The organism is Amycolatopsis sp. w19 (assembly GCF_051373225.1).
Lineage (GTDB): Bacteria > Actinomycetota > Actinomycetes > Mycobacteriales > Pseudonocardiaceae > Amycolatopsis > Amycolatopsis japonica.
Map to the genome: position 1 here is coordinate 50,062 of NZ_JBPQFM010000004.1, position 18,126 is coordinate 68,187.

21 protein-coding genes are annotated in these 18,126 nt (G+C 68.6%); 11 read left to right on the top strand and 10 right to left on the bottom strand.

Features of this window, described 5'->3' with window-relative positions; translation table 11 throughout:
- Positions 1–189: 189 nt before the first annotated feature.
- Both ACSMFO_RS10925 and ACSMFO_RS10930 read right to left on the bottom strand, forming a co-directional pair.
- Positions 190–1,005, bottom strand: coding sequence for a DUF4097 family beta strand repeat-containing protein (locus ACSMFO_RS10925; RefSeq protein WP_436458400.1), 816 nt, complete (start codon positions 1,003–1,005; stop codon positions 190–192).
- A 142-nt stretch (positions 1,006–1,147) separates the two neighbouring features.
- The gene (locus ACSMFO_RS10930; protein WP_436458401.1) at positions 1,148–1,561 is read right to left on the bottom strand and encodes a VOC family protein; all 414 of its coding nucleotides are present in this window, start codon (positions 1,559–1,561) and stop codon (positions 1,148–1,150) included.
- Positions 1,562–1,667: 106 nt separating this feature from the next.
- On the opposite strand from ACSMFO_RS10930, the gene ACSMFO_RS10935 reads away from it, so the two are divergent.
- Complete coding sequence (locus tag ACSMFO_RS10935) at positions 1,668–2,510, top strand: sigma-70 family RNA polymerase sigma factor (protein ID WP_436458403.1); 843 nt, start codon at positions 1,668–1,670, stop codon at positions 2,508–2,510.
- Positions 2,507–2,902: a VOC family protein gene (locus tag ACSMFO_RS10940; protein ID WP_436458405.1), complete on the top strand. Its 396-nt coding sequence runs from the start codon at positions 2,507–2,509 to the stop codon at positions 2,900–2,902. The genes ACSMFO_RS10935 and ACSMFO_RS10940 overlap by 4 nt, the downstream gene beginning before the upstream one ends.
- On the opposite strand, the gene ligD (ACSMFO_RS10945) is transcribed toward ACSMFO_RS10940, so the two are convergent.
- A complete protein-coding gene (gene ligD, locus ACSMFO_RS10945) occupies positions 2,880–3,845 on the bottom strand; it encodes a non-homologous end-joining DNA ligase (protein ID WP_436458406.1) in 966 nt (321 codons plus the stop codon). The two genes, ACSMFO_RS10940 and ligD (ACSMFO_RS10945), sit on opposite strands and share 23 nt — an antisense overlap.
- Positions 3,846–3,891: 46 nt before the next feature.
- On the opposite strand from ligD (ACSMFO_RS10945), the gene ligD (ACSMFO_RS10950) reads away from it, so the two are divergent.
- From ligD (ACSMFO_RS10950) to ACSMFO_RS10970, 5 genes are all read left to right on the top strand, one after another.
- Positions 3,892–4,809, top strand: a complete 918-nt coding sequence (ligD, locus tag ACSMFO_RS10950; protein ID WP_038517417.1) for a non-homologous end-joining DNA ligase — start codon at positions 3,892–3,894, stop codon at positions 4,807–4,809.
- A gap of 60 nt (positions 4,810–4,869) precedes the next feature.
- The gene (locus tag ACSMFO_RS10955; protein ID WP_436458408.1) at positions 4,870–5,142 is read left to right on the top strand and encodes a hypothetical protein; all 273 of its coding nucleotides are present in this window, start codon (positions 4,870–4,872) and stop codon (positions 5,140–5,142) included.
- A gap of 114 nt (positions 5,143–5,256) precedes the next feature.
- Entirely contained in the window at positions 5,257–5,784 is a 528-nt protein-coding gene (locus tag ACSMFO_RS10960) for a MarR family winged helix-turn-helix transcriptional regulator (protein WP_152611166.1), read from the top strand.
- 86 nt (positions 5,785–5,870) lie between these two features.
- A complete protein-coding gene (locus ACSMFO_RS10965) occupies positions 5,871–7,235 on the top strand; it encodes a pyridoxal phosphate-dependent decarboxylase family protein (RefSeq protein WP_436458409.1) in 1,365 nt (454 codons plus the stop codon).
- A 32-nt stretch (positions 7,236–7,267) separates the two neighbouring features.
- On the top strand, positions 7,268–8,656 hold the full coding sequence (locus tag ACSMFO_RS10970) for an amino acid permease (RefSeq protein ID WP_436458411.1): 1,389 nt from the start codon (positions 7,268–7,270) through the stop codon (positions 8,654–8,656).
- On the opposite strand, the gene ACSMFO_RS10975 is transcribed toward ACSMFO_RS10970, so the two are convergent.
- Both ACSMFO_RS10975 and ACSMFO_RS10980 read right to left on the bottom strand, forming a co-directional pair.
- Positions 8,634–9,608: an ROK family transcriptional regulator gene (locus tag ACSMFO_RS10975; protein ID WP_436458413.1), complete on the bottom strand. Its 975-nt coding sequence runs from the start codon at positions 9,606–9,608 to the stop codon at positions 8,634–8,636. The genes ACSMFO_RS10970 and ACSMFO_RS10975 overlap by 23 nt on opposite strands.
- Before the next feature lie 8 nt (positions 9,609–9,616).
- A complete protein-coding gene (locus ACSMFO_RS10980; RefSeq protein ID WP_083649928.1) occupies positions 9,617–10,045 on the bottom strand; it encodes a winged helix-turn-helix transcriptional regulator in 429 nt (142 codons plus the stop codon).
- Positions 10,046–10,172: 127 nt separating this feature from the next.
- Here ACSMFO_RS10980 and ACSMFO_RS10985 point away from each other — a divergent pair, with 127 nt between their 5' ends.
- Positions 10,173–11,588 (top strand): MFS transporter, encoded by a 1,416-nt coding sequence (locus ACSMFO_RS10985; RefSeq protein WP_436458779.1) that lies wholly within the window; start codon positions 10,173–10,175, stop codon positions 11,586–11,588.
- On the opposite strand, the gene ACSMFO_RS10990 is transcribed toward ACSMFO_RS10985, so the two are convergent.
- The 4 genes from ACSMFO_RS10990 to ACSMFO_RS11005 form a co-directional block, all read right to left on the bottom strand.
- Positions 11,528–11,992, bottom strand: a complete 465-nt coding sequence (locus ACSMFO_RS10990) for an SRPBCC family protein (RefSeq protein ID WP_378415135.1) — start codon at positions 11,990–11,992, stop codon at positions 11,528–11,530. The two genes, ACSMFO_RS10985 and ACSMFO_RS10990, sit on opposite strands and share 61 nt — an antisense overlap.
- Positions 11,993–12,021: 29 nt before the next feature.
- Positions 12,022–13,020 carry an aliphatic amidase gene (locus tag ACSMFO_RS10995; protein ID WP_436458415.1) on the bottom strand — a complete coding sequence of 333 codons (999 nt, stop codon included), beginning with the start codon at positions 13,018–13,020 and terminating at the stop codon, positions 12,022–12,024.
- A gap of 26 nt (positions 13,021–13,046) precedes the next feature.
- Positions 13,047–13,556 (bottom strand): AmiS/UreI family transporter, encoded by a 510-nt coding sequence (locus ACSMFO_RS11000; protein WP_436458417.1) that lies wholly within the window; start codon positions 13,554–13,556, stop codon positions 13,047–13,049.
- Between the two features lie 84 nt (positions 13,557–13,640).
- Positions 13,641–14,717, bottom strand: coding sequence for a substrate-binding domain-containing protein (locus ACSMFO_RS11005; RefSeq protein ID WP_436458419.1), 1,077 nt, complete (start codon positions 14,715–14,717; stop codon positions 13,641–13,643).
- A gap of 87 nt (positions 14,718–14,804) precedes the next feature.
- Here ACSMFO_RS11005 and ACSMFO_RS11010 point away from each other — a divergent pair, with 87 nt between their 5' ends.
- Positions 14,805–15,215, top strand: a complete 411-nt coding sequence (locus ACSMFO_RS11010; RefSeq protein WP_360087423.1) for a MarR family transcriptional regulator — start codon at positions 14,805–14,807, stop codon at positions 15,213–15,215.
- Here the strand turns inward: ACSMFO_RS11010 and ACSMFO_RS11015 are convergent.
- Positions 15,186–15,842 carry an MFS transporter gene (locus tag ACSMFO_RS11015; protein WP_436458420.1) on the bottom strand — a complete coding sequence of 219 codons (657 nt, stop codon included), beginning with the start codon at positions 15,840–15,842 and terminating at the stop codon, positions 15,186–15,188. The two genes, ACSMFO_RS11010 and ACSMFO_RS11015, sit on opposite strands and share 30 nt — an antisense overlap.
- 233 nt (positions 15,843–16,075) lie before the next feature.
- Here ACSMFO_RS11015 and ACSMFO_RS11020 point away from each other — a divergent pair, with 233 nt between their 5' ends.
- Together ACSMFO_RS11020 and ACSMFO_RS11025 are read left to right on the top strand one after the other, a co-directional pair.
- Positions 16,076–16,417 (top strand): hypothetical protein, encoded by a 342-nt coding sequence (locus ACSMFO_RS11020; RefSeq protein WP_436458422.1) that lies wholly within the window; start codon positions 16,076–16,078, stop codon positions 16,415–16,417.
- On the top strand, positions 16,417–18,108 hold the full coding sequence (locus ACSMFO_RS11025) for an alpha/beta hydrolase (RefSeq protein WP_436458423.1): 1,692 nt from the start codon (positions 16,417–16,419) through the stop codon (positions 18,106–18,108). The genes ACSMFO_RS11020 and ACSMFO_RS11025 overlap by 1 nt, the downstream gene beginning before the upstream one ends.
- Positions 18,109–18,126 lie beyond the last annotated feature (18 nt).

Consider the following 18,126-nt stretch of genomic DNA (forward strand, 5'->3'; position numbering starts at 1 on the left):
GCTTTACGCCCCCAGGCCGGCGAGTTGAGTGCGCCCAATGTGGCATGGGAGGCGGTGAGTGTCCCCAATGCCACATTGGGCGCATCGGGGCTTGACACAAGATCAACGCTACGCCGGTAATACGGAGGGCGAGGGTGGCCGCATTTAGTCGACTAACTGCGGCCACCCACCCCACCCCGCCCGCCGGAATCACGCGGCACGGTGAATGACGATGTCGTCCAGTCGCGTGCGGGCGTAGACCTTGACCCCGGCCTCGCTGTCGGTCGCGACGGAGTTGCGCACGGATCCCTTGGTGCTCTTGGCATCCACCGACGCGGTGTCCCCGTCGACGCCGACCTCGATACCGCCGGACGCGTTCACCAGTTCGGCCTCGCCGCGCGACAGCCGTCCGATGCGGATCGGGCAGTTGGCCGCCTTCGCGACGATGTCGCCGTCGGCGCGGTCGATGTCGAAACTTCCACTGGCACCGGAAAGCTCGACGTCGGACCGGGCGTGCCCGATCCAGACCTTCCCAGTCGCGCCCGAGTACTTGACGGTTCCTTCGACCTCTCCGATCCGGATGCCGGCCGAGCCGCCGTCGAGTTCCACGGTCCCGGAGATGTGCCCGATCGCGATGTCGCCGGCCGCGAGGTTGCCCCGCACCGCCGCGACGCGCTCGATCCGGGCCTGTCCCGACGACATCTCCAGCACACAATCGCCGAACCGGCCGTCGGCCTCGACGTCCGACCAGGCCGTGTTCAGGACCAGCTCGGAACCGGTGGGCACCTCGATCGTGATGGCGACCGAGCCGTTCTTGCCGCCGGCCTTCTTCGTCTCGATCGACAGCTTTCCGCCGTCGAAGCCGACCTTGGTGTTCTCGGCGACCTTCACGTCCGACTTGCTCGTGGCGTCGATCGGCTCGACCAGCACCACCGTGTCGGTGCGGTCGCTCGCGGTGAGGCGAACCCGGGCGCCGGCGACGGTCAGCGTGGCGGCGATCGGCTGCGGGGTGGGGAAGACAGACATCTCGAACTCCTTGGTGGTGGTGATCTCTCGTTGTTGAGGCAACGATCGCCGACCCGCCTGACACCGGACCGCCACGGCGCTGACATGCCGAAGACACCGGGCCCCTCGCGAGAACACGAGGGGCCCAGGGCCCACCGGAAGATCACTCCGCGTACGGCTGATCAGTGCCCTTCGCGCTGTAGCCGATGCTCCAGATGTAGCCGTCCAGGTCCGCGAAGGTGCCGCCGTACCCGCCCCACGGCAGAGCACCCGCGGGCTTCAGGATCGTGGCGCCCGCCTTCTCGGCCTCCGCGACGACCTCGTCGACGCGTGCCTCGCTGCGGACGACGTAGGTGAGGACCAGCCCGCTGAAGCCACTGCCTTCCGGGCTCGTGCCCACCTGGCCCGCGAGGCCTTCGCGGCCGTAGAAGCCGACCCGCGAGCCGCCGTCCGGTTCGGAGAACACCGAGACGCCGTAGTCGTCCTTGATCTTCCAGCCGAGCCCTTCGGTGTAGAACGCCTTGGACGTGGCCAGGTCCTTGACGCCGAGAAGGATCGAGCTGACGTGCGCTTTCATGATGGTCTCCTGGGGATTCGAAACGGGTGGTCGGACCGGCGATGTCACATCGGGACGGGTTCGCCGGTCATTCGATGTGACAGACCCGGACGGAGGAATGTGACAGATGGCCGAGCAGGATTGGGTGAGCGAGCGGTTCGCCGAGCATCAAGGTCGCTTGCGGGCGGTGGCCTACCGGATACTCGGCTCGCCCGGGGAGGCCGAGGACGCGGTGCAGGAGGCGTGGCTGCGGGTCAGCCGCGCGGACACCGACGACATCGAGAATCCGGCGGGCTGGCTGACCACGGTCGTCGCCAGGGTCTGTCTGAACATGCTGGAATCCCGCCGCGCCAGACGGGAGGAGTCCGCGGGGGCGATGCCGCCCGAGCCCGGCGTGCCGGATGTCGCCAAGGAAGGCCCTGAGGACGAGGCGCTGCTGGCCGATTCGGTCGGTGTCGCGCTGATGGTGGTCCTGGACAAGCTGAACCCCGCCGAGCGGCTCGCGTTCGTCCTGCATGACGTGTTCGCCGTGTCGTTCGGCGAGATCGGCACCGTCCTCGGCCGTTCACCGGCGGCCGCACGGCAGCTCGCGAGCCGGGCCCGGCGCCGGGTGCAGACCGCTTCCGACGAGACCGACGCCGCGCGATCCCCGAAGCGGGAGGTCATCGCCGCCTTCCTGGCCGCAGCCCGGAACGGTGATTTCGAAGCCCTGCTCGAAGTGCTCGACCCGGACGCCGTGGTCGGCGAGGTCCGCGGCGGCCACGCGGTCGCGGCCTTCTTCTCCGGACGCGCGGAGGCGGCCCGGCTGGCCCTGGTCGGCGGGGATCCATCGGCCGTCTGGTCGCATCGCGGCGAGGCGAAGGCCGTCTTCACGTTCAGCGTTCACGACGGGAAGATCACCAGGATCGACATCGACACCGACCCGGAACGCCTCCGCGGTCTCGAAATCGCCTTCCTCAGCGCCAAATGATCCGGTTCTTCTCGTGCACGCTCGCCGTCCACGATCTCGGCGGCGCGCTCGGCTTCTATCGTGACGTGCTCGGTTTCACCGTGTGGAGTGACGGACCGGTGAGCGTCGGACCGCCTTCGCAGCCGGACGTGCGGATCGTCCTCGAACCACCCGGCGCGGACCGCGGTGCCTCACCGGCCGACCGGTCCGCGATCGAGGACCTGATGTCCAAAGCCTTGCTGAACCGGCTCGTCTTCGCGACCGACGACTGCGACGGCACCTTCGAGCGCATCGAAGCCGCGGGCGCCGAAGTGATGCAGGAACCGATCGACCGGCCAGGAGGAGTACGCGATTGCGCCTTCCTCGACCCCTCCGGCAATCTGCTGCGCTTCATCCAGAGGGCGGAAGCTTGACGTCCTCAGGCGTCTTGTCCGCCCGCAAACCACGCCACGTCGTATGCCGCAGGCGGCCGTCCGGTGTCCAGTTCCGGTGCACGACCTCGCCGACGAGTTCCGGCTCCACCCAGTGCACGCGCCGCGCCCGATCGCGCGGGACCTCCGAGGCGAAGGGCGGCTTCTTCCGCTCCAGCGGGGTGAGCCGGGCATGCAGGTCTTCGAGGACCTTGTCGCTGAACCCGGTCCCGACGTCGCCGATGTACCGCAGGTCGCCGGCGTCGTCATGGGCGCCGAGCAGCAGCGCGCCGAGCGTTCCCGAGCGCCGTCCGTCGCCGGGACGCCAGCCGCCGATCACGACCTCTTGGGTGTGCCACAGCGCCCGTTTGATCCACTGCCGTGTCCGCTTGCCGGGGTAGTAGCGGCTGTCGAGCTTCTTCGCGATCAAGCCTTCGAGCCCGTGCTGCCGGACGACGTCGAGCAGCTGATCGGGTGAGATGTCCTCGTCGGTGTACCCCGGTGGGATGGCGATGCGGCCGCCGGCGCCCAAGGACGTCAGCACCTCGCGCCGGGCCTCGTACGGCTCGTCGAGCAGGACGTCGCCGTCGAGAAGCAGCACGTCGAAGGCGAAGAAGTGCACCGGGCTGCGTTCCAGCAGCGACGCGTCCGGCGTGCGCAGATGCCGGGTCTGCAGCAGCGGGAAGCTGGGCCTGCCCTGCTCGTCGAGCACGACGATCTCGCCGTCGAGGACGGCTTCGCGACCATCGAGCGCTTCGCCGGTGACGTCCGGGTACGTCGCCGTGATGTCGAGCCCGCGGCGGCTGGTCAGACGCGTCTCGCCGTCGCGCGCGACACGCAGGCAGCAGCGGTAGCCGTCCCATTTGTATTCGTATCCCCACCCGCCGGTGGGCAGGTCGCCGTCGGTCGCCAGCATCGGGGCGATCGCGTCCGGCACGGTGCTCATGCCTCACGGTACCCCGGAAACCCCGCCGGTGATCTATCGTCGAAGGGTGCCTGAGGAGCGGATAACGGTCGAGGTCGAGGGTCGGCGGCTGGGGCTGTCCAATCTGGACAAGGTGCTCTATCCCGCGCACGGTTTCACCAAACGCGAGGTCCTCGACTACTACCGCCGGATAGCCCCGGTGATGCTCCCGCATCTGCGCGACCGCGCCGCCACCTTCCGCCGGTTCCCCGACGGTGTCGACGGCGAACCGTTCTACGAGAAGAACGTTTCCCGTCACGCGCCCGACTGGGTGCGCACCGCGCGGCTCACCAACCGCGGCCGCCGGGGCGGGGAGGAGACGCTCGACTACCCGGTGGTCGGCGATCTCCCGACGCTGATGTGGGCGGCCAATCTCGCCGCGCTGGAACTGCACATTCCACAGTGGACCGTCGGCCCGCGCGGTGCTCGGAAATCACCCGATCTGCTGGTGTTCGACCTCGATCCCGGGCCGCCCGCGGACGTCGTCGACTGCTGCCGGGTGGCCGAGACGCTCAGCGACCTGCTCATCGGAGACGGGCTAACGGTGTACGCGAAGACCAGCGGCAACAAGGGAATGCAGTTGTACTGCCCGGTGCGCACGCGCTCCGGCGAACGCACCTCCGAGTACGCCAAGGCCGTCGCGGAGGAGCTCGCGCGCCGGTCACCGGAGACCATCGTCGCCAAGATGACGAAGGCCATCCGCCCCGGCCGCGTGTTCATCGACTGGAGCCAGAACAACACCGCCAAGACCACCATCGCGCCGTACTCACTGCGCGGCCGTGCCGTCCCGACCGTCTCCACGCCGGTGACCTGGGAGGAGGTCGAAGCCTGCCGCAAGGCCGCCGACCTGCTGTTCACCGCCGAGCAGGTGCTCGAACGCGTCGAGGAGATGGGCGACCTGTTCGGCGACATCGCCGAGCATCGCGCGGCCGTGCCCCAACGGTGACCGAAGCCATGTTTGAACCCTGGCCGTCGGGAAAACCTCAGGCCAGAGGAGTGACCCCGAATGACCGAAAACACCCAAGACCCCGAAGGCTGGTCAGCGCGAGCCCTGGCCATGCTGCGAGCCGTGGCACAGGGCAGGGCCGAGATCACCGTCAGCCTGGAGCCCGATCTCTACGTCGACGGCCTGCCGTGCAGTGACCAGAGCACGGCCCACCGGCTGGCCCACGCCGGCCTGATCCGGATGCCGGACGGTGGCGTTCCCGGCAGCCGGGTACCCGCGGAATTGTCCGAAACAGGACAGGTTCTGCTGGAGCCCTTGGCGTCCGCCGCTTAGCGAAGAGCAACCCGGAAAGACCACTGTGGACTCCCGCCCGTTCCGCATACGATCTGCGGAGCGGGTGCGCGGGGGTGCGTGCCCACCGGGCTGGTGCCTCCGGGGCCGGTGAGGATGTGGCTGTTGACCGGGTATCACACGCTGGCCGAGACCGAGAACGCCGTCCGGGCCAAACTGGGCGGTATCCCGCTGCTGTGGGAGCGGATGGAGGCGGTGGCCAACCTCCACCGCGCCGCGACCGCGGTCCGGCTGCATTTCGAGAACTCGGTACTGCGCACCGCGGGCCTCACCTGGACCGCGTTCGTGGTGCTCTGGGTGGTGTGGATCTTCGGCGAGAAGGAGACCAGGCACGTCGCCGCGGAGTCCGGGATCACCAAGGGGACGCTGACCGGGGTCATGAAGACCCTGGAGGCGCACGGCCTCGTCACCCGGCGCAAACACCCCGTCGACGGGCGGCTGGTGCTGCTCGCGCTGACGCCGGAAGGGGAGCGGCTGATGCGGGAGCTCTTCCCGGAGTTCAACCAGGAGGAAGCGTTCGTCACCGAACGGCTCAGCTCCGAGAAGTGCACCGAGCTGGCCGCTTCGCTGCGGGAGATCGTCCGGCAACTGGAGGAGAAGGGCGAAGAGCGGCGGGCCCGGTAGGACCCGGCCCCTACCGAAGACGGTTGCGCGGGACCTCCGGCGACTCCTACGTTTTTTGGAGCCGAACGAAGCGAAGGGCGCCCTTGATGGACTTCCGGTACTGGCTCGGTCAGGCGTTGACGTCGAACGAGGCGTGGGCGGAGACGTTCGCCCCCGTCCGGCCGCATCCGTCGCTGGAGATCTCCGACGGGCGGTTCGAGACCGCGTTCGAGGAGCTCACCGAGCGCCTGAAGGACAACTACCCGTTCTTCCACCCGTCCTACGCCGGCCAGATGCTCAAACCGCCGCATCCGGCCGCCGTGGTCGGCTACCTGACCGCGATGCTGGTCAACCCCAACAACCACGCGCTCGACGGCGGTCCCGCGACGGCCGAGATGGAACGTGAGGTCGTCCAGGCACTGGCCACGATGTTCGGCTACCCGGAACATCTGGGGCATCTGACCACCAGCGGCACGATCGCGAACCTCGAGGCGCTGTTCGTCGCTCGGGAAACGCATCCGGGCAAGGGGATCGCGTACAGCGCCGAGGCGCACTACACGCACGGACGGATGTGCGGCGTCCTCGGTGTCGAGGGGCATACGGTTCCCGTCGACGCGCGCGGCGCGATGGACCTCGACGCGCTCGGAGATCTGCTGCGCACCGGGAAGATCGGCACCGTCGTCCTCACCGCCGGGACGACCGCGCTGGGCACGGTGGAGCCGATCCACGAAGCGCTGGCGCTGCGCGAACGGTACGGCGTCCGGGTGCACGTCGACGCCGCCTACGGGGGATTCTTCCGGCTTCTGTCCGGTTTGGACGGTCCCGAGGGGCTGCCCGAAGCCCCGTGGCTGGCCATCGCCGAGGCCGACTCGATCGTCATCGATCCGCACAAGCACGGCCTCCAGCCCTACGGTTGCGGCGCGGTGCTGTTCAAGGATCCCGGGGTGGGCCGGTTCTTCCTGCACGATTCGCCGTACACCTACTTCACGTCGGAAGACCTGCATCTCGGCGAGATCAGCCTCGAATGCTCGCGGGCGGGCGCGGCCGCCGCCGCGTTGTGGCTCACCTTCCGCGTCCTGCCGCCCACCCCCGACGGGCTGGGCCGGGTGCTCGCGGCCGGGCGCCGCGCGGCGTTGCGGTGGGCGAAGCTGCTGGAGGACTCCGAGCGGTTCGACCTGTACCAGCCACCGGAACTCGACATCGTCACCTACTTCCCCCGGACGGAGCCGCGTTCGCTGTCGAGGATCGACGAGGAGAGCGCGCGGATCCTGCGCACCGGCATGGCCGCGGCGAGGGAGCCGGTGTTCCTCAGCACGCTGCGGATCGGCGAGGCGCAGTTCGGTCTGCGTCACACCGGCGTCGACGCGGATGCGGACGGCGCGAGGATCCTGCGTAGCGTGCTGATGAAGCCCGAAAGCGAGGACCACGTCGACCGGCTGCACGAACGGCTGGAAGAGTTGTCCCGCGGGTGAGCTCGCCAGTACCGCAGACGAATGGATCCGCCATGCCCGCACCAGGTCCCGCCGAACCCGTGACCGCGATCGAGACGAAATCGCTCGGCACCGGGTTCCGGCGGCGGCACGTCACCATGCTGGCCATCAGCGGGGCGATCGGCGCCGGGCTGTTCGTCGGCACCGGAGCGGGGATCAAGACCGCGGGCCCCGGCATCCTGCTGTCCTATGTGGTCGCGGGCCTGCTCATGGTGCTCGTGATGCGCATGCTGGGCGAGATGGCGGCCGCGGAGCCGAGCAGCGGTTCGTTCTCGGTGTACGCGGAGAAGGCGCTCGGCCGGTGGGCCGGGTTCACCGTCGGCTGGCTGTACTGGTCGCTGCTGGTGGTCGTGGTCGCCGCCGAGGCGACCGCGGCCGCGGGGATCGCGAACGGGCTGCTGCCCCAGGTGCCCCAGTGGACCTGGGTGCTGCTGTTCATGGCGGTGCTGACCGTGGTGAACCTGTTCGCCGTGCGCTCGTTCGGGGAATTCGAGTTCTGGTTCGGCGCGATCAAGGTGACCGCCGTGGTCGCCTTCCTCGTGCTCGGCACGCTGGCGGTGTTCGGCATCCTGCCGGGGACGACGCCGGTCGGCCTGAGCAATCTCACCGGGCACGGCGGGTTCCTGCCCAACGGCCTCCAAGGGGTGCTGACCGGTCTGCTCGCGGTCGCGTTCTCCTTCGGTGGCATGGAGTTGGTGACCATCGCGGCCGCGGAGTCCGACGACCCGGCTGGTTCGATCCGCCGCACCACGCGCACGGTCATCGTGCGGCTGCTGCTGTTCTACATCGGTTCCGTGGCGCTGATGGTGCTGTTGCTGCCGTGGGAATCCGCTTCGTCCAACACCAGCCCCTTCGTCACCATTCTGGAGAAGATCGGGGTGCCGTCGGCGGCGCTGCTGATGAGCTTCGTCGTGCTGACCTCGCTGCTCTCGGCGCTCAACGCGAACCTGTACGGCGCCTCGCGGATGGTGTTCTCCTTGGCTGGACGCGGCGAAGCGCCGCGCGCGATGCTGAAACTGTCCGGCACGGGCGTCCCGCGGACGGCGGTGCTCGCGTCGGTGGCCTTCGGTTTCGTGGCCGTACTGCTGAACTTCCTCGCCCCCGAACACGTGCTTCCGTTCCTGCTCAACGCCATCGGGGCGAACATCCTGCTGGTCTGGATCTTCGTCGCCATCTCCCAGTTGCGCTTGCGGAAGGCGGCGGAACGCGACGGCACGGCCGCCGACCTGCCGGTGCGGATGTGGGGTTTCCCGTGGCTCAGCTGGGTCGCGCTGCTCGCCATGGCGGGCGTCCTCGTTCTCATGTGGACGGACGCCGACGCGCGGACGCAGCTGTTCACCAGTGGCGCGGTGGCCGTGCTGATCGTGGCGATCAGCCTGCTCAGGCGACGTCCACGACGCTGAACAGTTCGCGCTCCACCCGGCTCAGCGCCAGCCGGACCGCGCCGAGCGCGACCGCGTCTTCGCCGAGCGCCGACGTCTCGACGCGCACCGGGAACAGCGCCAGGCGGGCCAGTTCGGCGCGCAGCCTCGCCGTCAACAGGTCGTCCGAGCCGCCGATCACCACCAGCTCGGGGTCGACGGCGAGGACCGTGGCGGCGACGAGCTCGACGAACCCGTCCGCCTGCCGCAGGGCGCCGATCTCGCCCGCCGCGCCGTGGTGGCCCGCGTGCGGTTTCCCGCCGAGCAGCAGGCCCAGCGAGACGGCGGCCCCGGCCCGCACGTAGACGACGTCGTCGAGGCCGTGCGCGGCGCCGCGCCAGTGCTCGGCCAAGGTCGCGAGGTCGGTGTCGTTCCCGGCCAGTACCGGGCAGCCGCCGCCGAACTCCGCGGGCAGGTCGACGCCGGTCCAGCCGGGAAGCCGGTAGTTGTGGACGACCTTGCCGCCGGACACCACACCGGTGGTGCCGATGCCGAGCATCCGTACGTTGGTGTGGCCTTCGACGGCCGTGCCGAGCACCCGGTGCGCGGCGCCGAGCCGGTCCGCGGCGGCCGTTTCCGGGGTGAGCCCGGCGCTCGCCCGTCCGACGACGTCGCCCCGCAGGTCGGCGACCAGGCACAACGCCTGATGCGGGCCGATCTCGAGGCCGGCGACGTGCCCGGATTCCTGGCGGAACCGGTACCGCTTGGCGGGTCTGCCCCGTGGCCGTGGCGCGCCGGGGGAGAGCGGGACCTCCTCGACCAGGCCCTGTTCGCCGAGGTCCGCGGCGATCTCCTCGACGGTCGGCCGGGAGACCTCGCTCGCCTTGACCAGTTCCGCGAGGGTGAGCTCCTCGGCCGCGTACAGCGCGCGCAGGACGGCGATGGCGTTGAGCCGCCGCAGCAGTGATGGATCCCCTCCGGACAGCCTGGCCATGCGACTCCCTAGGCGGTGACGCGTTTGTCGTACTGGGCGCGCGCGAGGGCGATTTCGCTCTGGTGGTCCTCGGTCCAGGTGACCAGCGACTGGATGGTCTGGTGCAGCGTCATGCCCAGCGGTGTCAGCGCGTACTCGACCCGGGGCGGCACCACCGGATAGACGGTCCGGTTCACGAGCCCGTCGCGTTCCAGGTGGCGCAGCGTGGTGGTGAGCATGCGCTGGCTGATGCCGTCGATCTTGTACTTGAGCTCGGTGAACCGCAGGGTGTTGCGGTCCAGCAGCGCGATCACCAGTAGCGACCACTTGTCCGCCACCCGGTCCAGGATCTGGCGGACCTCGCAGTCCTCGCGCGTGTCCCACTGGAAGGCCTCGTAGTCCTCCTCGGTGAGTTCACAACGACTAGGTGAGTTCAAAGTGCCTTCTTCCATGGTCATCGATGGTGACGGAAGATCCCCTTGGTTACAAGAGGGAACCGACCGGCCGATGAGTAACCGTCGGTTCCCGTTCACTGAGGGAGATCCGATCTTGAGCAACTCGCAAACGCTTCCGCGCGCCGACCGGATGGGCGGGCGGGCCTGGGGCGTGCTCCTGGTGCTGTGCGGCGCCATCTTCCTGGAGGGCATCGACGTCGCGATGCTGAACGTGGCGCTGCCGTCCATCCGGGCCGAACTCGGCCTGTCGACCGCGACGCTGAGCGGCGTGGTGAGCGCCTACGTGCTCGGCTACGGCGGATTCATGCTGCTGGGCGGGCGCGCCGCCGACCTGTACGGCCGTCGCCGCATGTTCGTCGGCTGGCTGGTGGTGTTCCTCGTCTTCTCCGGGCTGGGCGGTTTCGCCACCGAAGGCTGGATGCTGCTGCTCGCCCGGTTCGTCACCGGCGTCGCGGCGGCCTTCATGACCCCGGCTGGCCTGTCCATCATCACCACGAGCTTCGAAGAGGGTCCGAAGCGCAACAAGGCCCTGTTGTTCTACGCCGGCACGGGGGCGGGCGGCTTCTCGCTCGGCCTCGTCATCGGCGGCCTGCTGGCCAGGATCGACTGGCGCTGGGTGTTCTTCACGCCGGTGATCCTGTCCGCGATCATCCTGCTCGCCGCGCTCTGGCTGATCAAGGAACCCGCTCACGACGAACGCGGCCCGCGTCGCCTGGACTTCGCCGGAGCGGTCACCGTCACGATGGCGATGCTGCTGATCGCCTACGCCGTGGTCCGGTTGGAACACCCCGGGCAGGGCTGGGGCTGGACCGTGGCCTCGTTCGCCGGGGGAGTGGCCGCGCTGATGGCCTTCGTGTCCGTCGAACGCCGCTCGCCCGCGCCGCTGGTGCGTCTGGGCATCCTGAAGTCGGGGCCCCTGGTGCGGGCGAACGTCAGCGCCCTGCTGTTCGCGGGTTCGTTCTTCGGGTTCCAGTTCCTGGTCACGCTGTACCTGCAGGAACTCCGGGGCTGGTCGACGCTGGAGACGAGCCTGGCGCTGCTGGCGGTCGGGATCGACGCGATCCTCGCGCCGACGCTCACCCCGAGGCTGGTGGCGAGGTTCGGCAACACGCGGCTGATCTTCGGCGGGTTCGTGCTCGCGGCCGTGTCCTACGCGCTTTTCCTGCCGCTGGGCATGGACTGGACGTACGCGGCGATGTTCCCGTCGATGATCATCCTGGGTCTGGGCTTCGCGCTCGCCTACGGTCCGCTGACGATCGTCGCCACCGACGGGATCGCCGAGGACGAACAGGGACTCGCGGGCGGTCTGCTGTACACGGCGTTCCAGTTCGGCGCGGCGCTCGGGCTGTCCGCGGTGACCGCCGTCAACGTCGCCGCCCTCGGCGCCGGTGGTTCGCCCGAGGTGGCGCTCGGCGGATACCGGGCGGCGCTGGTCGTGCCGCTGGTGATGGCCGTGCTCGCCGCGATCATCATCGCGTCCGGTCGTCAGCGCGTCTCGGCGAAGGAAGCCAGGTTGGCCAGCGAGGAGGCGATCCCGGCCTCGTGATCGGCCTGGCCGATGCCGGACGGCACGTCCGTCGCGGTGACGGTCACCTCGGTGCCGTCACCCGCGGCGGCCAGCTCCCAGGTCATCGTCATGGTGCCCGCGAACGCCGGGTCTTCGGACTCGAAGACGGCCTTCTGCACCACGCGTTCCGCGGGCACCAGGTCGGCGAACCCGACCTCGACGACGTCCGTCGCGTCCGACGACTTGCCGGGCGCGGCGGACGCGTCGAGGTAGGTGAGGGTCATCCGGAAACCGCCGCCGGGCCGCGGATCCCAGTGTTCGATCCGGCCGCGCATACCTTCGGGAGGCAGCCAGGCTTCGAGGGACTCCCGGTCGAGGAGTGCCTGGTAGACGGTCTCGGGCGGGGCGGCGATCGTCCGGCTGCCGCTGTCGATCCTGTCCATGGGCCGAGTCTAGGGCCCATCACGCCTCGTCAGGGATGCCGAGGAGTGATGGTGTCGCGGGTGATCGACTCCACCTTCTCCTGGGCCTTCTTGGCGTCGGCGACCCAGAGCTTGTAGAAATCGAACGGGCAGTCCGCCACCCCCTTGTCGCCTTCGTCCGCGTCCTGCACGCCGGTGTAACCGCGGTGCAGCAGCTTGAAGATGTGGTTCTGCGACTGGTCGTAGGTCCGCGCGTCACGGATCGCCGAAACCGAAAGCTGCGCGTACTGGATCCCGTATTCCTCCTCGCCGGTCTCGCCGAGCGTGCGCCCGTCGAAGCCGATGATCGCGGAATGGCCGAAGTACGAGTACACGCCGTCGAAACCGGCGGCGTTCGCCACGGCCACGTAACAGTTGTTGGCCCACGCCATCGCCTTGGCGATCAGGATCTGCTGCTCCTTGGCCGGGTACATGTAGCCCTGGCAGCGCACGATCAGTTCGGCGCCCTTCATCGCGCAGTCGCGCCAGATCTCCGGGTAGTTCCCGTCGTCGCAGATGATCAGCGAGATCTTCATGCCCTTGGGGCCGTCGCTGACGTAGGTGTCCTCGCCGGGGTACCAGCCTTCGATCGGGCACCAGGGCAGGATCTTGCGGTATTTCTGGACGATCTCGCCGCGGTCGTTGATGAGCACGAGCGTGTTGTACGGCGGTTTGTTCGGGTTGTCCTCGTGCCGCTCACCGGTGATGGAGAAGACGCCCCACGTCTGGGCCTCACGGCACGCGGCGGCGAAGATCTCGGTCTCCTCGCCGGGAATCGTCGCGGCGGTCTCGTACATTTCCTTGGGGGCGTACATGATGCCCTGCGTCGAGTACTCGGGGAACACCACGAGGTCCATGCCGGGAAGGCCGGATTTCATGCCCACCACCATTTCGGCGATCTTGCGGGCGTTGGCGAGGACTTCGGCCTTGGTGTGCAGCCGCGGCATCTTGTAGTTGACCACCGCGACGCCGACCGTGTCCGGGCTGGCGGAAATGTCACCGTGTCGCATGAAGACTCCTTTTCTCCGAACGGTTTTCAGGACGGGTAAACGCCGGTGAGGCCGAGGAAGGCGGGCACCGTGCACGTCGGCTGGCTGAGCAGCAGGGCGGTCCAGCCGGTGAACCGCGTCAGCTGCTTCTTTCCGAGACCGAGAACCAGGAAGAACAAGGTCCACAACAGCGCCCAGGACAGCCAGATGACACCGAACACGGGATCGCCGTCGTGCCAGAAGGCGATGCCCGCGTACACCACGGCCGCACCCGCCACGAAGAGCGAGAACCAGCCGATGCCTTCGGGTGCCAGGTCCGCGAGGTTCGCGATGCCGACGTACAGATAGGTGAAACCGAACAGGTACAGGCCGGACGCGGCCAGGATCGCGTCCTGGTCGCCGCCCGCCTGCACGATCAGCACGGTCGGGGTGACGCATTGGAGGGCGCCGACGAACAGGTTCAGCACCGCCGCCGACCGCGGCGGTATCCGGCCGAGCAGCATCAGGCCGTTGATCATCAGAGCGGCGCCGACGTAGAGCAGGCCCACGTCGCCCATGCTCACCTCCGCGTAATCGACGTCACATGGAATAATTTCAAATGAAAGTATGTGGTGTGCCGGGGCGAGTCAAGGGGGTGGATTTCAGAGCCTGGTGAGGACTTCGAAGTCGTACCCGTCGGCGACCGCGAGATGGACGTGCTGATCGGCCTGCTGCCCGCGGAATTCGATCGTGCCGCGAGGGCCGTGATAGGCGACGCCGTCGATCGCCGCGTTGAGCGCGGGAAGCTCCGACGTCCCCGCCCGGCGGACGAGTTCCGCGAGCGTGTGCAGCCCCTCGTAACAGGATTCGGCGGCGTTGTTCAATGCCGGGGCGCCGGGGCCATTGCGGTCGACGTAGCGGCCGAGCAGGTCCATCGCGTCGGCGGTGACCATGGACCGGAAGTAGGCGGCGGAGACGTAGAGGTTGCCGGTGGCGTTCGCGCCGCTCGCCAGGAGCATGTTCTCCTCCATGAGCGGGCTGAACCGGACCAGCCGGTCGCTGAGCCCGTGCGCGGCGAAGGCGCGGTTGAAGCGCACCGCGTCCTGTCCGACCAGCAACATGAGCACACCGTCGCTTGTGGACTGTTCGATCTTGCGGACCACTGTGGACATATCGCCCGCTCCGAGCCCGACGAACGCCTCGCCGGTGATGCGCAGATCGAGATCCTTGGCGTACTGCCGGATCGCGCGGGTCGACCTGTGCGGCCAGACGTAGTCGTCGCCGACGACGAACCAGCGCCGGGCGCCGAGATGATCGCGCAGCCAGCGCAACGCCGGCTCGATCTGGCAGCGCGGTGTCTCGCCCGTGCAGAAGATGCCCGAGCGGCGTTCGCCGCCTTCGTAGAGCGACGTGTACACGTACGGGATCCTGTCGGCCACGACAGGCGCGAGCGCGTGCCGGATCGACGAGATGTGCCAGCCGCTCACCGCGTCGACCCGCCCTGTGTCGACCAGCCGCCGCAAGTCGCCGGCTACTTCGGCAGGGGTGCCACCGCCGTCGACCACCTCGGCCTCGACCTGCCTGCCGAGGATGCCGCCGGATTCGTTGAGCTCGTGGACGGCCAGGTCCGTGATCGTCTCGCACGACGGGCCGAACAGCCCGGCGGGCCCCTGCAACGGGACCACCATGGCCACACGCCAGGTGTCGTCGCGGGGCCGGGTGGCGAGGCGTAGGGGCATGGCGCTCCGTGCGGTGGCCCGGTAAGGTCAAAGTGCTTTCACCTGGAAGTATTGCGAGGGTGTCCGGTTTTGGCAAGGGGACGGGATATGGGGACACGCGGCGTCACGACCGCCGGAACGTCGCTCACCGGCTCGCTCACCCGCGCCGCCCGGGCCGTCGCCGCCCGGGTCGAGCAGGTGCTCGCCAAGGAAGGTCTCACCCTGGACCAGTGGCTGGTGCTGGACGCGCTGAGCGGTAAGGGCGGCCTCGCCATGGCCGACCTCGCCGACCGGACGCTCGCCACCGCCCCGACGCTGACCAGGGTGGTCGACAAGCTGGTCACCACCGCGCAGGCCTATCGCGAGGTCGACGCCGCCGACAGACGTCGCGTGCTCGTCCACCTCAGCGCGCGTGGCCGCGCGACATACCGCCGCGTGGCCGCCAAGGTGTCGGAAGTGGAAGCAGGCCTCGCTGTGCCGGACGACGTGCTAGTGGCGTTGCGGGGTCTCGGAGACTGAAGGTCCGGCGTACGGCAGCGGTTTCGGCTTGGCCAGCGCGACGATGCCGAGGATCCCGGCGACCACGAGCGCGACGAACACGAACAGCGCGGCCACGATGAAGACCACCCGGAAGCCGGTGGCGTCCGACAGCAGACCACCGAGGACCGGCGCGATCACCAAGGCGAGCACCCCGAGCCCGGCCGTCACCCCGGCCGCGACGCCGCGACCGGCCTGAAGCCGGCGGATCAGCGCGACCGTCACGCCGAGGACGGCGCCCGCGCCGAGCCCGTTCAGCACCCGGCCGACCAGGAGCAGGCCGCTGCTGGGCATGAAGGCGACCAGCACCACGCCCAGCAGCATGAAGACGAGCGCGGGCACGGTCACCGACGTCGGGAAGCGCCCGCCGAGCAGCAGACCGGCCGGGAAGGCGAGCGCGGCCGCGACGACGTACGCGACGACACCGTTCAGCAGCAGGGACTGGCCGGATATGCCCAGGTCGATCTGCAGCGGCGACTCGCCGTCGAAGCGGTAGATCACGGTGAGCAGGAACAAACCGATGAGCGCGGCGAACCCTGGGCCGATGAGCAGCCACCAGGGCCCTGTGGTCGGCTGAGAGGCGCGCTGCGTCGGCGTCGGCACGTACATGCGCACAACCTATAGCGCCCGGCGCCGGGGTCGGGTGACTTCACCGGAACCCGCGTTCCGACCGGACCCCTTTGCTGGATGCGAATCCATCTCTTGAGGACAAGGTGCCCGGGCCCGCGATTGCGTAGTGCTACTTACCTGGCCTTGGGTAGATCCGCTCGAAGCACTGTTTTCGCTGTTCACAGGTGGTCCGATGGGTTGAGTGAATACGCTTTGCTGCCGTAGGGTGACAAGTGGTTACCAACGGCGGGGAGGCGTTTGTGACGGGTTATCAGGTGGTGGTCGACAGGATTCGCGGTACCGGTCAGGCCGCCGGAAGGGTTGTCGAGGGCTTACGCGGAGCTGGATGTCCGGCCGCGGTGCCGACCGGTGATCTCGGCATGCCAGGGTCGCGGGCGGCGCTGGCGATGGCTCGGGTCAAGCATGTGCTGGTGTCTCGGCAGGCGCGCTTCGAAGCCCGGCTCGATACCCACGCCGGGAATATGGCGAAGGCCGCCGATCACTATGCGGCTCGTGAAGATGCCGCGGTGGCGGATTTGAGCGTGCGGCCATCGGGCCCGGTGAGGCCGAGCTGATGGTCACATGGGATGAGGCGAAGCGCTGGAATCCGGCGGTGCTGCAGGAAGCCGTCGGAGCGATCAATGCCGCCTACAACAAGCTGGTGGCGTGTTCGGACGATCTGCGCGACATCAACAGCCCTGAGGGCTGGCATGGTGACGCGGCCGGCGCGGCGGCGGCCGAAGTGAACGAGATCATCGATGGTCTCGAGGAGTACGCCGCCGACATCGCGGCGCTGCGTCGAGCGGCCGGGGATACGGGGGACGCGATCACCGGTGTGCGGAACGGTGTGCGGGAGGCCGAAGCGATCGCCTCGGGCAATCACTTCACGATCGCCGTCGATGGCGGGATCGTCGACAAGGGTGTTCCGGATGTGCCGCCGGAGCAGGCGCGGTTGGTCGCTGAGGAACGTGCTCGGCTCGCGGAGGAACTGAAAGACCGGGTCGAGCAGGTCTTGCGGCAAGCCACTGACATCGACGACGACATGTGTGCGGTGCTCGGGCGGATCGAGGCTGGGAACGTCATCGACGCCACGGGAAACGACAACACCAGCCTGGCCGCTGCAGGCAACTCCGGGGCCGTGAACGGTGCCTTGTCGGTTTTGGCGCCTCCTCCGGTCGGAGCGGATCCGTCGACGAACGCGGCCTGGTGGGCTGCCCTGTCCGAGACCCAGCGCAAGCAGTTGATCGCCCAGCACCCCGATTGGGTGGGCAACCGCGACGGTGTGAAGGCCGCTGACCGCAGCACCGCGAACCTGAACCTGCTCGAGCAGCGGAAACGTGGATTCGCCACGGAGCTGGAGCGGCTTCGCCGGGAGGACGGCGACTCTGACGAGATCGCGCGCCTGGAGCAGCGTGTGAAGGCGATCGATTCGATCACCGGGATGATGCACAACCCAGACGGGACCCTGAACCCGAACCGGCAACTGATGTCGCTGGACCTGACCGGTGACCACCCGAAGGCCGCGATCGCCAACGGTGATGTCGACACCGCCGAGCATGTCGCGGTGTTCACCCCGGGTATGAACTCCACGGTGGACGGGAACATGCCGGGCTATGTCAACGACATGCAAGGTATCCGGCACAGCGCGGAGGACATGCTTCGCCGTGGCGGTGACATGGCGAACGTCGCCACGGTGACTTGGATCGGCTACGAGCCGAGCACCGGCGACGACCCCAGCTCCCTTTTGGGGTTGGCCACCGGCGAGAACGCCGCTTTCGGCGGGGACAAACTCGCGAAGTTCGACCAGGGCATCAACGCTTCGCGCCTGACAGACCCGCATTTGACCGCGTTGGGGCATTCGCAAGGTTCGATCGTGACGGGAATCAGTCTCACGCACGGCGGTACCGGGGTCGATGACGCGGTGGTGTTCGGCTCGCCTGGTGTGGCGGACCATTTCGGCGCGGACAACACCGCACGTGATCTGAAGGTCCCCGATGGGCATGCGTACAACATCAAGGCCGACGGGGACGATGTCGCGCAGTACGCTCCGGAGATCTGGCGGTATGGGCGTGCCCCGTACGCGATGGAGGGCATGAACCAGCTCTCGGCGGACGCGGCCACCGGACCGGACGGCAGCCCGCTCGCCGCATCGCACGGGCACAGCGAATACACCCGGACCACTCCGGAGGGTGTCGATAGCACCAGCAAGCACAATATCGCCGCGATCGTGGCCGGCAGGCCGCTGCTGGCGGTCCACGCCCACTAGGAAGTTGATCACGTGTCG